11 protein-coding genes and 1 pseudogene are annotated in these 16,346 nt (G+C 27.0%); 10 read left to right on the top strand and 2 right to left on the bottom strand.

Features of this window, described 5'->3' with window-relative positions; translation table 11 throughout:
- The first annotated feature begins 305 nt into the window (after window positions 1-305).
- The 8 genes and pseudogenes from QZ146_RS06765 (at window position 306) to QZ146_RS06730 (ending at window position 10,594) form a co-directional block, all read left to right on the top strand.
- Window positions 306-1,154, top strand: a complete 849-nt coding sequence (locus tag QZ146_RS06765) for an MEMO1 family protein (protein WP_295722917.1) — start codon at window positions 306-308, stop codon at window positions 1,152-1,154.
- 471 nt (window positions 1,155-1,625) lie between these two features.
- The gene (mvk, locus tag QZ146_RS06760; RefSeq protein ID WP_295722915.1) at window positions 1,626-3,005 is read left to right on the top strand and encodes a mevalonate kinase; all 1,380 of its coding nucleotides are present in this window, start codon (window positions 1,626-1,628) and stop codon (window positions 3,003-3,005) included.
- 57 nt (window positions 3,006-3,062) lie between these two features.
- Window positions 3,063-3,878: an isopentenyl phosphate kinase gene (locus QZ146_RS06755; protein WP_295722913.1), complete on the top strand. Its 816-nt coding sequence runs from the start codon at window positions 3,063-3,065 to the stop codon at window positions 3,876-3,878.
- 617 nt (window positions 3,879-4,495) lie between these two features.
- Window positions 4,496-5,550: pseudogene (gene fni, locus QZ146_RS06750) on the top strand (type 2 isopentenyl-diphosphate Delta-isomerase).
- Entirely contained in the window at window positions 5,547-6,902 is a 1,356-nt protein-coding gene (locus tag QZ146_RS06745; RefSeq protein ID WP_295722911.1) for an RNase J family beta-CASP ribonuclease, read from the top strand. Before fni ends, QZ146_RS06745 begins: the two are co-directional and overlap by 4 nt.
- Before the next feature lie 230 nt (window positions 6,903-7,132).
- Window positions 7,133-8,128, top strand: a complete 996-nt coding sequence (gene idsA, locus QZ146_RS06740) for a short chain isoprenyl diphosphate synthase IdsA (protein ID WP_295722910.1) — start codon at window positions 7,133-7,135, stop codon at window positions 8,126-8,128.
- A 157-nt stretch (window positions 8,129-8,285) separates the two neighbouring features.
- Entirely contained in the window at window positions 8,286-9,356 is a 1,071-nt protein-coding gene (locus tag QZ146_RS06735; protein ID WP_295722909.1) for an MATE family efflux transporter, read from the top strand.
- 53 nt (window positions 9,357-9,409) lie between these two features.
- Window positions 9,410-10,594, top strand: coding sequence for a lipopolysaccharide assembly protein LapB (locus QZ146_RS06730; protein ID WP_295722907.1), 1,185 nt, complete (start codon window positions 9,410-9,412; stop codon window positions 10,592-10,594).
- A 6-nt stretch (window positions 10,595-10,600) separates the two neighbouring features.
- On the opposite strand, the gene QZ146_RS06725 is transcribed toward QZ146_RS06730, so the two are convergent.
- On the bottom strand, window positions 10,601-11,422 hold the full coding sequence (locus tag QZ146_RS06725; RefSeq protein WP_295722906.1) for a class I SAM-dependent methyltransferase: 822 nt from the start codon (window positions 11,420-11,422) through the stop codon (window positions 10,601-10,603).
- A gap of 283 nt (window positions 11,423-11,705) precedes the next feature.
- On the opposite strand from QZ146_RS06725, the gene QZ146_RS06720 reads away from it, so the two are divergent.
- Together QZ146_RS06720 and QZ146_RS06715 are read left to right on the top strand one after the other, a co-directional pair.
- Entirely contained in the window at window positions 11,706-13,379 is a 1,674-nt protein-coding gene (locus tag QZ146_RS06720) for a glutamate--tRNA ligase (protein ID WP_295722905.1), read from the top strand.
- Window positions 13,380-13,493: 114 nt separating this feature from the next.
- Window positions 13,494-14,387: a CPBP family intramembrane glutamic endopeptidase gene (locus QZ146_RS06715; protein WP_295722903.1), complete on the top strand. Its 894-nt coding sequence runs from the start codon at window positions 13,494-13,496 to the stop codon at window positions 14,385-14,387.
- A gap of 545 nt (window positions 14,388-14,932) precedes the next feature.
- Here the strand turns inward: QZ146_RS06715 and QZ146_RS06710 are convergent.
- On the bottom strand, window positions 14,933-16,346 hold a 1,414-nt coding region (locus QZ146_RS06710), incomplete at its 5' end, for a hypothetical protein (RefSeq protein WP_295722901.1).

The raw sequence follows: 16,346 nt of genomic DNA, 5'->3' as shown, positions 1-16,346 counted from the left end.
AAATTTCAGAAGATTCTCTGCAATCCATAATTTTAAATATCTCTTTCAACAAACTATAATTTGGGTCTTTAATATCTAAATTTAATCTGTGTTTCATTTTTATCTCCAAATAAATATATGTAACACATATTATTTAAATTTAATGATTTAAAGACCTTTTTTATTAAAAAAACTAATTTTAATTGTATTTTTACAAACTATCCCATAGAGATATGATAAATAATAAAAATAAGGGCAATTATATGGAATTTTCTTTGAAAAAATTCAGACCCCTAAATTAATTAAGCTTTTTTAGCAGTGATTTTATGATTAGAAAACCAGCAGTTTCAGGGGCATTTTACCCCGATAATCCTAAAACATTAGAAACGAGTATTGAAAAAAGTTTTACCAATGAATTAGCTATAGGTAAAATTCCTAAATTAAATAAATCTTTTAATGATAAGCTAACAGGAATTATGGTTCCTCATGCAGGTTATATTTATTCAGGGCCAACTGCATCCTATGGGTTTTATCATTTGGTGGAAAATGGTTTTCCAGATACTTTTATAATATTATGTCCGAATCATACAGGCATTGGTTATGATATTTCTGTATATGATGAAGGATACTGGCAAACACCTTTAGGTAAGGTAGAGGTTGATAGTGATTTAGCATCAAAGTTTATTAAATATTCTGATTATGCAGTTAGTGATGAAACAGCCCATTTAAGAGAACATAGTATAGAAGTTGAAATTCCATTTTTACAATATTTTTCAGATGATTTTAAAATTGTTCCAATATGTATTGGAACTCAAAACATAAATACATCTTATGATATAGCAAATGCAATAAAGCTTACAAAAGAAGAATGTTCATCTTCAATTTCCTTAATTTCAAGCACAGATTTAACACACTTTTTCCCACAAGATGTCACTTTAATTAACGATGAAATTGTTTTAAATGATATTAATCAAATGAATAGTGAAAAATTATTAACTGATGTGTATGAACATAACATTACTATGTGTGGTTATGGTGCTGTAGCTAGTAATATTATATATTCTGCAGATTCTGGTGTTGAAACTTGTGAAATTTTAAATCACTCAACAAGTGGAGATGTATCAGGAGACTATTCTTCTGTTGTAGGATATGCCTCTGGAATTTTTATGATATGATTAATCAGATATTTAATAAAAGTAATTTAAATCTAGATTTAATTGTAAAAAAATGGCGAATTACTTTTTCAGATTAAAGACTTTTTTCTCTTTTGTAATCATATATAGAATTGTATTTGATTAATTATAAAACATTGTATAATAATATAAAAGATTTATCTAAACTGTTTAAAGACTAATATGATAAATAATTGTTTGGGAAAGATTTTATGAAAATTGGCTAGAACAATTTGTTAAAAAATTTTAAAAAAAACAATAGTATAAATTTTTAAAAATACATATATTCTAATGATTGATTATTGGATTGAAAAATTTTTATAAAATAATTATGAAATCTGATAAATTATCCAACAAAATATTATTATTGTTTGAATAACTATTTAAGAGTTCTATTTTTTTTATGAAAATAGATGAAACTTAAATTTAATTAATATAATGGATTTAAATAAATAAATTATAAGGAGGGTTAAAATGGAGGTTATTGCATCTGCACCTGGAAAGACAATTTTATTTGGAGAACATGCGGTTGTATATAGTCAACCAGCAGCAGTTAGTAAAAGAGCAACAATTCGTATTAAAGATAGTAGTTCAAATAAAACTATTTTAAAATCTGCGGATTTAGGTTTTGAAGCGGAATTGGATACTCAAAATAAAGAATATGTTTTAAAGAAAGGTAAACCTGGTATAATCAGATATATTTTGGAAGCATTACATAGGGCTCATAATCATAGTCCTATTGAGATAACATTATCTATTGATATTCCAATAGGTTCTGGTTTAGGTTCTTCAGCAGCTGTAACTGTTGCAACATTAGCTGCACTTCATAGATATCATAATATTTATTTCAATAAAAAATATTTGGCCGAAATGGCTCATCAGGTGGAATTCAGTGTTCAAGGAGAAGCAAGTCCGCTTGATACTTTAATATCTACTTATGGAGGATTAATTTATCTTGACCGAAATAAAAAACTTCATAGGATTAATGCTCATATTGATGCTCCATTTGTTATTGGAGTTACAAGTAAATATGGAAGTACCAGTAAGATGGTTAGAAATGTTAAGATTTTGAAAAATAAGTTTCCAAAAGTAATGAATCCGATTATTGAAACAATGGGTGTTTTAACTGATGGGGCAAAAAGTGCAATTGAAGAAGGGGATATTAATAAAATAGGAGAATTAATGAATATTAATCATGGTTTTTTAGATGCTATTGGAGTAAATACTAAAGAATTGTCTCGTATGGTTTATATTGCGAGAGTTTCAGGAGCAATTGGTTCTAAAATTACTGGTGCTGGGGGTGGTGGAAGTATTATAGCATTATGTCCTGATAAAGTTAATGAGGTATCAGATGCTATTGGTATGTATGATTCAACAATAACCCTTAACTTTTCAAGAAGAGGTGTTAGTTCTAGAATAATTAATGATAAAAACATAAGTAATTTTCCAAGAAAAAACAGAAGAAGCAATGGAAGGAATAATTATAAAAAACAAGTCTCTTCTGGAAAATTTATAAATCATAATTCTAAGAAAATTAAATCTACTAATAAAAAAAATTCTTTATCTAAGAAAGTCATTCAAAATAATAATATTAAAATGACTAATACTAATAAATCTTTAAATAGTGATTTAAATAAATCCAATAAAAAATCAATTAATATAATAAATTCAGATAATAATAAATCTAAAATTAGAAACAATATAACTGGTAATAATAAAGTGGTTTATAAAAATAATAATCAAAATAATAATAAAAGAAATAGTAAAACTTATAATAAAAATAAAAATCAAGATAATAAGAAAACTAATAGGTATCATCCCATTAAAAATAATAGGCGAGATTATGCTAATTAGTTTAATAAATCTTAAGGATATATTTTCTAAATAAAATTTAAAGATTTAGGTGTTAAAATGATAATTCTTAAAATTGGAGGAAGCATAATTACTGAAAAAAATTCAAAAGAACCTAAAGTTGATTATGATAATCTTAACAGAATATGTGAAGAAATTAAAGAGTCTTTTTCATCAAAAAATATTAATGCAGATTTAATGGATGGATTGGTAATTGTTCATGGTGCAGGTTCATTTGGTCATCCTCCTGCAAAAGAATATAAAATAGGTCAACCATTTCCAAATGAGGAATTTCCAGAAAAAAGAATAGGATTTTCAAAAACTCAACTTGCAGTTAAACAATTAAATACCTATGTATGTAACGCTTTAATAGATCATGGGCTTCCTGCAGTAAGTATGCAGGCATCTTCATTTGTAACTACCACTGATAAAAGAATTTATGATTTTGATTTGGATTTTATTAAAAATTATTTAAAAAATGGTTTCATACCAGTATTATATGGAGATCCTGTCCTTGATGAGAAGTATAGAATGGCTATTTTATCAGGTGATCAGATTCTTCAATATGTTGCAAGGTTTTTAGTTTCAGATAGGGTCGTACTTGGAACTGATGTTGATGGAGTATATGATAAAAACCCTAAAAAACACAATGATGCAAAGTTAATTGAAGAGGTTAACTCTATTGAAGATATAATTAAAATGGAATCAACAACTAATATAGATGTTACTGGGGGTATGGTTGGAAAAGTAAAAGAACTTTTATCTCTTGCTGAGATAGGTGTTGATTCAGAAATTATTAATGCTAATCATCCAGGTGTAATTGCAGCTGCTTTACAAAATAAAAAGGTTAAAGGAACTAAAATTACTAAAATATAGTTTTAATTACTTAAATTTTATTAATTTTTAATTTTTTTATATATTTTCACTGTTTTATTTAATCTTATCAAATCTTTTTTAATTTTTTTCATATTTTCTATTTTTTCTAATTTTCTTATATAAATAGAGAATTTACTTTATATATTATAATTTATAAAATAATAAATAGTTATAATTTTTATATTATTATTTTACTTAATTTTTAAAAATTAAATAATTATTTATTATCTTAATATAATGTATTATTTTTATTGATTAAGTTTAATTTAATGTAAAAATGGTTTAGAGGGGAATGTTAAAATATTTATTTTAACGACAAACATTTACTAAACTTTATATTAAGGGATTATTTATTAAATAAAGGATTATTTGCATTTCAATATTTTGGATAAAATTTAAAATTGTATATTTTTCGAATTTTTCATAATGGAATATTTTTTAAAATTTTGTAGAATAATTGATTGAGATTATAAATTATAACTTTTTCACATTTATCTAAGAATTAGTATTTAACTTAAAATTAAAGTATTTTAACTTAGTTAATCTTTAAATTACTATTTCTTATTATTAGTTAATAATATTAAATATAAATTTTAGTTTTTGGAGGAAACTAAATAATGATTCAAGATAGGAAATTAGAACATCTTAATATTTGTAATGAAAAGGATGTTGCTTATAAAAAGACAACTGGTTTTGAAAATATTGAATTTGTTCATAGGGCTCTTTGTGAGGTAAATAAATCAGATATTGATATTTCCACAGAAGTTTTTTCTAAAAAATTAGATTCCCCTTTATTCATTTCTGCTATAACTGGAGGTCATCCTTTTTCAGAGAAAATTAATAAAGAATTGGCTTTAGTTTCTGAAGAGTTTAATATAGGATTAGGTCTTGGTAGTCAAAGAGCAGGTATTGAACATTCTGAGTTAAATTCAACTTATACTGTTACACGTCAATATGCTCCAAATGCTTTACTTGTTGGTAATATTGGGGCACCTCAAATGGAACTTGCAGAAAGTGCAGTAGATATGATTGATGCAGATATTTTGGCAATTCATTTAAATCCTCTTCAAGAATCTATTCAACCTGGTGGAGATTTAAATGCTAAAGGTTTCATTGATTCAATTGGGGTAATATCTGATTTGGTAAATGTACCTGTGATGGTTAAAGAAACAGGTGCAGGTATATGTTGTGAAGATGCATTAGCACTTCAACGTGCTGGTGTTTCTTTCATTGATGTTGAAGGTGCTGGTGGTACTAGTTGGGCGGCTGTTGAAACTTATCGTGCAGAAGATAAATATTTAGGTTATGAATTTTGGGATTGGGGTATACCTACTGCAGTTAGTACTGTGGAAGTATGTTCTACTGTTGATATTCCAGTTATATCTTCTGGTGGTATACGTTCTGGTTTAGATGCTGCAAAAGCTATTGCTCTTGGGGCAGATGCTGTTGGTATGGCATTACCATTTTTAAAATCAGCTTATTTGGGTCATGATAGTATTATTAATTTAATAATAATTTTAACGAATCTTTAAAACTAGCTATGTTTTTAGTTGGGGCTGAAACTATTGAAGATTTAAGAAATGCTCCACTTATTATAAAAGGTGAAACTAAAGAATGGCTAGATAATAGAGGATTTAACACTAAATCTTATAGTAGGAGGAAAAACTTTTGACTGTAGAAATTATAGCAATCGGTGGTTATGAAGAAGTTGGTAAAAACATGACTGCTGTAAAAGTTAATGAAGATGTAATTATTTTTGATATGGGAATCCATTTGGATAGAATTAATATTCATGAGGATACTGATATTGATAGAATGCATAGTTTAGATTTAATTGAAAGAGGAGTAATTCCTGATGATACTTTGATGAAAGAGGTAGATGGTAAGGTTAAAGCCATTGTATTCTCTCACGGGCACCTTGACCATATAGGTGCTGTTGCAAAGCTTGCACATAGATATGATGCACCTCTTGTAGGAACACCATATACTACTGCTCTTATTAAAAAACAAATTAAAGGGGAACGTAAATTTAAGGTTAAAAATCCAATAAGAACATTAAATCCTGGTAGTAAATTAAAATTATCTAAAGGTATTACTTTAGAATTTGTACAATCTACTCATAGTATTCCTCAAGCAGTATTTCCAGTTTTACATACTCCTGATGGGGTAATAATATATGCTCTTGATTTTAAATTTGATAATCATCAAAAAGTCTCTCCACCTCCTGATTATGAAAGACTTAGAGAAATTGGTCAGGAAGGTGTTCTTGCACTTATTGTAGAGACAACTAATGCAATGAATTTTGAGCAAGTAAAAACCTACTCTGAAAGAGTTCCAAGGATAATATTGGAAGATTTAATGGAAGATCCATTAAATGATAATAAAGGTTTGATTGTTACTACTTTCTCTTCACATATTGAAAGGATTCAAACTATTTCAGATATAGCTAAAAAAAGTGATAGGGAAATATTATTCTTAGGTCGATCTATGGAAAGATTTTTAGGAATTGCAGAAAATTTAGGTATCTTAAAATTACCTAAAAATTCAGCTATTCATGGTTCACCTAAGGCTGTCAATCGTGCTCTTGCAGCTGCTGAAGATGATAGATCTAAATATGTCCTTGTCACTACAGGTCACCAAGGTGAGCCTGATGCATTACTTCCAAGAATAGCAAGTGGAAAAACTCCATTTAATGTAAAAAATGGAGATAATATTATTATCTCTGCGCCAATTATTCCAAACCCTACTAATGAGGCAAATAGACATATTATGGAAGCAAAACTAAAAGCGTCTGGTGCAAGGATTTATGCTAATGCACACGTTTCAGGACATGCAGGTAGAGAAGATCATAGGGAATTTTTAAGAATGGTTAAACCAGCTCATATTATACCTGCCCATGGTGATTTAAGTATGTTAACTGCATATGGTCAACTTGCAGAGGAAGAAGGGTATAGAATAGGTAATAATGTTCATATTTTAAGAAATGCTCAAGCACAGGTCTTTAATGATTATGTAAAAGAGTAATTTTTTTATAAATTTTTTTTTTAATAAATTAAATTTTATCATAATATGAATAAAAAAATAGATAATTATTAATTTAATAAAGAATAAAAATTAATTAATTATTTTAAATTTGTAATTTTACTTTCGATTTATTTTATAATAAAATAATTAAGTATTTCTTTTAAATTTATTATGGTTCATTAATAATCGAGATAATTTTATATTATAAAAAACGGATTTGGAGAATATTTATGTCAGATGTTACAGAGATTTTAACAGATTATTCTAAGGATGTTAAAAAGCTTATTGAAAATCATTTATCACAAATAGTTCCTGAAGATTTATATGAATCTTCAATTTATCTTACAGAAGCAGGTGGCAAAATGTTAAGACCTGCTTTAACTTTACTTTCAGCACAGGCTGTTGGTGGTAAGAAAGAAGATGCATTAAAAACTGCAGGTGCATTTGAATTGATTCACACTTTCTCTTTAATCCATGATGATATTATGGATGATGATAGTATGAGAAGAGGAAAACCTGCTGTTCATATGGTATGGGGAGAACCCTTAGCTATTTTGGCAGGAGATACCTTATTTTCAAAAGCTTTTGAACTTGTAATTTCATCTAAGGAAGATAATTGTTCACCAGAACATGTTGCTGAAGCTTTACGTGTTGTTGCTGATTCATGTGTTAAAATTTGTGAAGGTCAAGCTTTAGATATGGGTTTTGAAGGAAATTTTGATGTTAATGAAGATGAATATTTAGATATGATCTTTAAAAAAACTGGTGCACTTATAGCTGCATCTTGTGAAGCTGGAGCGATTATGGGTGGAGCTGATGAGAAAACTATTACTGCAATGTATGAATATGGTAAGGCAATTGGTTTAGCTTTCCAGATTCAGGATGACTATCTTGATGTAATGAGTGATGAGGCAGAGTTAGGTAAACCTGTTGGTAGTGATATTGTTGAAGGTAAAATGACTTTGATGGTTGTTAAAGCTTTAGATGAAGCAGATGAAAATGATAAAAAAGTTCTATTAGATATCTTATCAGATCCAAATTCTCCACAGGAAGATGTAGATCGAGCAATTGATATATTTAATAAATATGGTTCTATTCAATATGCTTATGATGTTGCCCAATCAAATGTTAATAAGGCTAAAGAAATACTTGAAATATTAGATGATTCTCAAAGTAAAGATGCACTTATTATGTTAGCAGATTTTGTAATTGATAGAATTAATTAATTCTAATATTTTTTAATTTTTAATTTTTTAGTTTAAATTTAACTAATTTTTATATTTTTTTTTATTTAATCATATGTTTTAAATAATTTTAGTTTGTTTTCAAATTTTTTATTTAATTTTACTTTATTTTAACTTTTTTAGAATTTTTGGTGTTATAATGGTGGAAGTAGAGTTATATAACGATAATGTTAAAAGGATGATGGGTGATTATCAAAAGGCTATCTGGAAGATGGCATGGCCAATGATATTAACTTTGCTTATAACAAGTAGTTATAATTTAGGTGATGGAATTTTAGTTTCTATTTTAGGAACAGATGCTTTTGCAGCAGTTGGTTTTGTAACTCCTTTATTTATGGTTATAAATGGAATTGCAAATGGTCTGGGTGCAGGAGCATCATCATTTATTGCAATGAAAATAGGTGCAAAAGATAAAAATGCTGCAGATTTAGGTGTAGGTCAATCTATTTTTTTAAGTGTTTTTATATCCATTATCTTTACAATTATCTTATTGGCTTTTCAAAAAAATATTTTAATTTCTCTTGTGGCATCTAAGGTAATTAATCTTTTTTTACAGTATTCTACAGTACTGGTTATATGTACAATTTTTTTAATAACATCTTCTGTTTTAACTGGAATTTTTCGTGCAGAGGGTGATGTTAAAAAGCCATTGTATGTATTGGTATCAACTGCAGTATTAAATACTTTTTTAGATCATATTTTTACAATACCTTGGGGTTTCAATTTTTCAATTTCAGCATCATCTTATGGAGCAGGTTTATATGAAAGAGTTAGAGGGGTATTTTTTTATTCCTTAAAATTAGCTTTTATTTTATCGATACTAAGTGGTATAATGATATTTGTATTTGCTCCACAATTATCATCATTATATTATTTATCTGAAAATACTAAAGTTTTTTCTAGTTTAGTTGCAGTAATGCTTAAAATCTATTTAATATTTTTCATTGCAACTCCTATAGGTGTACTTTCAGGATTATTTTTCCAAAGTTTAGGAAAAGGTCCAATTTCACTTGGCTTAACTTTAATTAGGGAGTTTATACTTTCAATAATATGTTTAATATTCTTTGTATTCATATTAAATATGGGAGTTGTAGGTGTATTTTTAGGATTAGCTATTGGAAAACTATTAGGTGCATTTGTTGCATTTTTATATGCTAATTATTATTCTAAAAATTTTAAAAAAATGAATAAATACAAAAGCAATATTTAATAAATTTAATCTAAAATTAAAATTTTTTAATAAAAATATATCTTGGGTGTATTATGGTAAATGAATCTGATTTAAAAAAAGAAGAATTGTATGATAAAGGAATTTATGATTATAAAAATAATAATTTTGAGGAAGCTTTAAAATTATTAAATGAAGCTATTGTTTGTGATGGGAAATTTTACAGGGCAAAAATTGCAAAAATATATTGTTTATATAAAATGGGTCGTTTAAATGAAGTTCACTCTATATGTGATGAAATATATTCTTCTGATTGTTTAGATGAAGAAGTATGGTGCAAACTTGGGGATTTTTATTTGAATGTGGGCCGTATGTTTGAAAATGCATTAATCTGTTTTAATAAAGCAATAGAAATAAATCAACTATATGCAGATGCATGGGATATGAGAGGATCTGTATTATCAGTTATGGGTAATATGGAAGAAGCATTAAATTCACACAAACGGGCAGCAGAACTGGATTCCAATAATTCCAGCATTTATGACAATATTGCTTATTGTTATGCATCACTTTCAATGTTTGATAATGCTCTTGAAGCATATTATAAAGCAATTGAAATAGATCCTGAAGATATTAATGCATTATCTAATATTGCAAGTATTTTAAATAATATTGGAAAATCAGAAGAGGCTTTAGATTATATTAATCGTGCACTTGAAATTAAAGAAGATTATAACTTGTTATATTATAAAGCAGTAGTTTTATTTACACTTGAAAAATTTGACGAGTCACTAGAGACAATAAATCAATCTCTTGAACTTTATAGTTTTAATCATAATGGATGGAAATTTAAAGGACAATTGTTGATTGAAATGGAAAATTACCAGGAAGCAATACTTGCATATGATAAAGTATTAACCTATGACCCTTCAGATGTTCAAGGATGGTTTTATATGATAACTTCACTTGTAAACTTAGGTATGCTCGAAGAAGCATTAGAGGGGTGTAATGAAGTTTTAAAAATAGATTCTGCTGTGTTTTTCATATTTGAAAAGGCTAATATTTTATATGAACTTGACCGTTTAGATGAATCTCTTGAAATATGTAATGCTCAGTTAAATAGTGATAAGTTTGATTCTGATTTCTATTTACTTAAGGCAAAAATTTATAATAAAAAAGATGATAAAAATAGAGCTATTGAATATGTAGAAAAAGCTATTGAATATAATTCTATTATGGAAGATGCGATTTCCTTTAGAGAAGAGCTTTTAAATGGGTAGATTAGCCTATTCCTTTTTCCACCAGATTAATATCCAATCGGATTTATCTCGTTTATTATATAGTTGGCCAGTTTCAGGGTCTTCAGTTAATATACCTTTAAGATATTTTTCTAATTTTTTAAGTTCTCCTTCATTTAAAAGATCTAATCTAAATTTACCATTCTCCATTGCATTTTCAATACTTGAATATTTTCTATAATCATTAATTTCAAGTCTTTTCATATTTGCATATATTCCTAAATCTTTTAGAATATGGATTAAATAAATATATGAGGGAAATTCATTAGTTTTATTACCTAAATATTCTTGAAATTCTTTTTCAATAATCCAATTATTAGGTCCAAATAAGCTTATAAATACATATTTATTAGCTATTTTATTAATTTCAGTTAATGTTTCTTTAATGGGTATAATTCCATTTAATGAGCGAGAAGCTATTACAACGTCATAATTACCTAGATTTTCGTATTTTATATCTTCAATGCTCATTTGTATACTATTAATATTTGTTATATTTCTTTTTTCAGCTCTTTTATTTAGGAGTTTTAACATTTCTTTAGAAGAATCGAGTCCTGTTATTGATTTTACTTTTTTTGATACTGGTATTGTTATACTTCCTTCACCACAGCCAATATCAAGTATAGTGTCGTCTTTGTTAATTATTAAACTATTAAGAAATTCATTTTTATAATCGTCTTTCCGATTTTTTTTATGAAATGTTTTTGCAGCTTTATCCCAGTCTTTTTTTCTATCTGTTTTCTTTTCTAATTTTTGCGCCCAAAAATAAGCCCAATCGATATCTTCAGGGGTTTTAATACATTCTTTCATATAATCCCTCTAAATCTTTGAAATAATTAAATTTAATAATTCCTTATACTGTTTTTATTTTTATTTTGGATTATTAGATTTTCAATAAACTAAAATTAAATATTTATATATTTAGTAAATCTAAAATATTAATGTATTTAATACTTTTTTTAAAATATCTTTTTTTAAAAAATTTATTTACTTGTTTTATTTTAAATATAATATCTATTAATAAGTAGTAATTTATTAAATTATTAATTTAAAATTATTTATCAATTTTAATCAATTAATTTAATGTGATATGATGGATGAATTAGAAGAAATTGTATATAAACATGCTTTAATGAATGCTAAAAAACATAAAGGTAGTGCAAATGCTAAAGCGGTTATGGGTTCTATTATGGCTAATGAAGCAGAACTTAGATCTCGTGCTAATGAAATAGGCCCTTTAAGTGCACAAATTGTCTCTAAAGTTAATCAATTATCAATGGAAGAAATTAATAGTGAGATGGAAAATTTTGGCCTTGTACTTAAAGAGAATAAACCTAAAAAAAGAGAGGGTTTAGAAGAATTACCTGGTTCTCATAATAATATAGTTATGCGTTTTGCACCAAACCCAAGTGGACCTTTACATATAGGTCATGCAAGAGCAGCAGTACCTAATGGAGAATATGTTAAAAAATATGGTGGAAAATTCATTTTAAGAATAGAAGACACGGACCCGAAAAGAGTTTATCCTGATGCTTATGATATGATTGTTGAAGATTTAAAATGGTTGGGAATTGAAGCAGATGAAATATTTTATCAATCTGACCGTTTTGAAATCTACTATGAATATGCTGAAGAATTAATTAAACGTGGTAGTGCATATATGTGTACTTGTGATGGAGGAGATTTTAAAAAACTTAAAGATAATTGTAAGCCTTGTCCTCATAGGGACCAATCCGTTGAAGAAAATTTAAAACTTTGGAGAGAATTTCCAAATATGGAAGCAGGTAGTGCAGTTTTAAGAGTTAAAACAGATATTAACCATAAAAATCCTGCAATCCGTGATTGGGTAGCTTTCCGTATTGAAGATGCAGAACATCCAAGATTAGCTAATAAATATAGAATTTACCCTATGATGAATTTCTCTGTCTCTGTAGATGATCATTTGATGGGTATGACTCATGTTTTAAGAGGTAAAGATCATCTTGCAAACAGTGAAAAACAGTCTTATCTTTACAAGCATATGGGTTGGGACATGCCTGAATTTATACATTATGGAAGACTTAAGATGGAAGATATTCCATTAAGTACCTCTAAAGCAAAAGAAGGAATTGAAAATGGTAGTTATTCATCATGGACAGATCCAAGACTTGGAACTTTACGAGCTATTGCAAGAAGAGGAATACAAGCTGAGACTATTTGGAAATTAATGGTTGAAATTGGAGTAAAAATGTCTGATTCAGCAGTTAGTTGGAAAAAGATTTACGGCTTAAATAGAAATTTAATTGAAAATAAAGCTAATAGATATTTCTTTGTAGAAAATCCTGTGGAGATTACTGTTGAAGATTGTCCTGATGAATTTAAAGATTATACACTTAAAAAAGAATTACATCCAGATTATCCAGATAGAGGTTATAGGAGCTTAAACTTTAATGGTTCTGTTTATATTCCTGAAGATGATTTTAACAATGGATATATTAGATTAATGGATTTAATGAATGTAAATGTAGATGAAACCAAGGTTAAGTTTGATAGTGAATCTTTTGATGAATCTAAAAAACTTAAAGCTAAAATTATTCAATTTATACCAGTTGATGATGCTATAAATACAGAAGTGGTAATGGATGATGGATCTATTAAAAGAGGTTTCTGTGAGCAAGATTGTAGAAATCTTAATGTAGGGGATATTATTCAGTTTGAAAGATTTGGTTTTTGCCGTTTAGATGAAATCAAAGATGATTTATTAATATTTTATTTTACCCACAAATAGATTAGATTTATAATTTATTCTAATCTACCTATTTTTTTTAAAAAAACATCTAAATCATAAATTATAATATAAATATAGTAATTTATATAATAAATAAAAAATATAATATATTTTATGTTAGATGATAATACAAAGTTCCCGGATTATATAACTTATCCAAGAACTTTTGATAAATATAAATGGTATAGACCATTACTTACAATAATTATCGCAGCAATTTTATTTAATGTATTTCAATTGTTAGTTGCTTTGATTTTTTCTAGGATATATGGTGGATCTGTTGTTAATGGAGTTTTAGCTGGAGGATATGAAACATTAGATACATCCGATGTTTCGATTTATATTTCCTATTTATCTATTTTTGTATTCATTCCTGCAATTTATATTGCTAATAGATTAGTTGGGAAAAGACCATTTTCTTCTTATGGTTCTTCTCGTGGAGGATGGAACTGGAATATTTATTTAAAATGTTTGATTGTTCCTTTAATAATATATATGGTTTTTAATGTAATGTCTTTAGTATTTAATCATAAAACTCCGGGTCATAGTCAAGTTTCTGCAATTGCAATGATTATTGCATTAATTCTTATACCTGCTCAATGTATTGCAGAAGAGTATGTATTTAGAGGTATTTTAATGCAAAGTTTTGGGGCTTGGTTTAAAATACCAATTTTGGCAATTATTATTCAAGCTATTTTATTTGCATTAGGACATTCTTATAATGCTCTAGGTGTAGTTAGCATAGGTATTTCAGGTATTCTTTATGGATTATTGGCTTGGCGTTCTTGTGGTTTAGAAGCAGGAGCAGCTATTCATTCAATCAATAATTTGATGAGCTTTTTTATGGTAAGTTTAGGATTTAGTTCTATATCTTCAAATATTTCTACTATGGATTTTGTTGTAGATTTAGCTATTAGTTTAATTTCAGTTGCAGCAGTATACTATATTGGAAATAAAAAAGAATGGTTTAATGAAAAAACAGGCGAAAAGAAATTATTTCAAATATAATTAATCATCTTTATTCTATTAACATACCATATTATAATTATAACTATAAGAGGATTATTGCTTAAATTATATTGAGATAAACTTTTATATTTATCTAAAATATGGTTTAAGTACCTATTTTTTTTAAAAACTAGATTAATTTTAAACAATTTCTAATTTTTTTTAAATTATTCAAAAATTAAATTTTAAGTTAGTATTCAATATTATAGTTATATTCAATAAATAAAACATTTTATTCTTATTTTTATCTTTATTATACCTAAAGACTTATTAAATCAACTGTTACTCTACTTGCTTTGTAATATTACAAAAACTAATTAATCTATTTAAGAGAATTTTTAAGATAAAAGTTTTAGAACATATATATCAAAATAGTTAATATATTAAGTTAAATTTATGAATATTTTTTTAATTTTTTTTTTAAATAGAAAAAGAGAATAAAAATAGGGGGGGTGATATATTTGGGATATATACATAAAATTTACACTCCCTAATAATATTGGATGTTAAAAAGTAAGAGGATAAATAATTATTTTTAAAAAGATTTAAAATACTTTTGTAACATCTTTAGCTTTAATCCAAATTTTTTGGCCTCTGTAGGTAACATTAAGATTATCCCCATTAATATTGTGGATGGAGCTTCCGTATTTTTCCCCGCCATGTTGGTAAATAATACTTTTTCCACGTTTAAGGATATGATCTTGACCTTGTATGGTTATAATTGCTTCATCTACTGCAATTGGAGGTTTTAATGTAGGTTTATTACTTAATCTATTTGGTTTTGTTTGTCTACTTGGTCTAGTTTGTCTGTTTGCTTTTGTTTGTTTAGTTTGATTAGATTTTTTAGTATTATTTTTCTTGTGGAATTTTTCAGAAGGTGAAAGTCTTTCTACTGTTTGGTCTTGATTTGGAGTATAACCTTTCTCAAGATTTTCAAAGAATGCAATTTCTTCTGGAGTAATTTTATCAGTACTCACATCAATATTATCAAATACATCAATAGCATCGTAATTTTGATTCATACTCTCTTCGTATTTTTTAATTTCCTCAGGGTTATGTAATGGAGTAATACTGACTACCTCATCATTATAATCATTTTGATTATTAATTTCAGGGTCATTGTTTAGAATTTCATCTAAAACAACTTCATTAGTAGTTGCTGGTTCTATTTCATTTGTTTCTTCTTTACCTTTAATTGCAGATCTAATATTTGAAAAGGCATCTTTCACACTTTCAATAGGATCAGTAATTTTTGCAAACTCTTCTGCCTCCTGTTGATATTCCAGTTTCTCTTTAAGAGTTTGTTCAATATCATCATCTATATATGAATCTAAAGTCTCCTCAGGTGTTTCATTTGTCATTTTTCTTGTTTCGTTTAGAATAGTTTGATGTTGTTCTCCAATAGGCTCTTGTGAAATATTACTTACAATGCCCATAGCTTTTTCGCTATCAAATACATATTCTTCAGAAGGTTTTTCTTCACTAGATTCATTTATATTCTCTTTTATTTCACTATCTCTATCAGATACAAGTGCAGTGCTTTCTTCATTTGTATTTGTAGTATCCATAACACTTTTTTCTTCTTTCGGTTCTATGGATGATGTTTCTTTAAATTTTACTTTTTCTTCAAGTTTTACAGATGGTCTTTCGCCAGTTCCTACATCTGCTTTTTCTTCTTTAATCTCATAAATTAAAGAATTTGCAGATGCTGTAGGTTCTTCGATTTTTATATTTGTACTTTTTTCTGTTTGTATTGTGGTTTTTTCTTCTTCTGTTTTTTGAGGTTCTTTTAATTTTTCATTAACTGGAACTTTTTCTTTATTTTCAATATTATCTACTGCTTTTGGTTTGGTAGCAGTTGTTTTTAAGTTGGTTTTAATAGTTTCTTTTTCTGTTTTTTCTTCTGCAGTGTTTTTAACGTTTATTGAGATTGGTTGGTCTTTGGTTTTTGTTTCTTCT

It is taken from the genome of uncultured Methanobrevibacter sp., from assembly GCF_905235195.1.
In the GTDB taxonomy this organism is placed as follows: Archaea; Methanobacteriota; Methanobacteria; order Methanobacteriales; family Methanobacteriaceae; genus Methanarmilla.
Note: the sequence above shows the minus strand (reverse complement) of the source record. Positions and strands in the feature narration are given on the sequence as shown.

Bases quoted from the DNA above. Each gene is read 5' to 3' on its own strand.
- QZ146_RS06765 (WP_295722917.1), top strand. From the start codon at position 306: ATGATTAGAAAACCAGCAGTTTCAGGGGCATTTTACCCCGATAATCCT.
- mvk (WP_295722915.1), top strand. From the start codon at position 1,626: ATGGAGGTTATTGCATCTGCACCTGGAAAGACAATTTTATTTGGAGAA.
- QZ146_RS06755 (WP_295722913.1), top strand. From the start codon at position 3,063: ATGATAATTCTTAAAATTGGAGGAAGCATAATTACTGAAAAAAATTCA.
- idsA (WP_295722910.1), top strand. From the start codon at position 7,133: ATGTCAGATGTTACAGAGATTTTAACAGATTATTCTAAGGATGTTAAA.
- QZ146_RS06735 (WP_295722909.1), top strand. From the start codon at position 8,286: ATGGTGGAAGTAGAGTTATATAACGATAATGTTAAAAGGATGATGGGT.
- QZ146_RS06730 (WP_295722907.1), top strand. From the start codon at position 9,410: ATGGTAAATGAATCTGATTTAAAAAAAGAAGAATTGTATGATAAAGGA.
- QZ146_RS06725 (WP_295722906.1), bottom strand. From the start codon at position 11,422: ATGAAAGAATGTATTAAAACCCCTGAAGATATCGATTGGGCTTATTTT.
- QZ146_RS06720 (WP_295722905.1), top strand. From the start codon at position 11,706: ATGGATGAATTAGAAGAAATTGTATATAAACATGCTTTAATGAATGCT.
- QZ146_RS06715 (WP_295722903.1), top strand. From the start codon at position 13,494: ATGTTAGATGATAATACAAAGTTCCCGGATTATATAACTTATCCAAGA.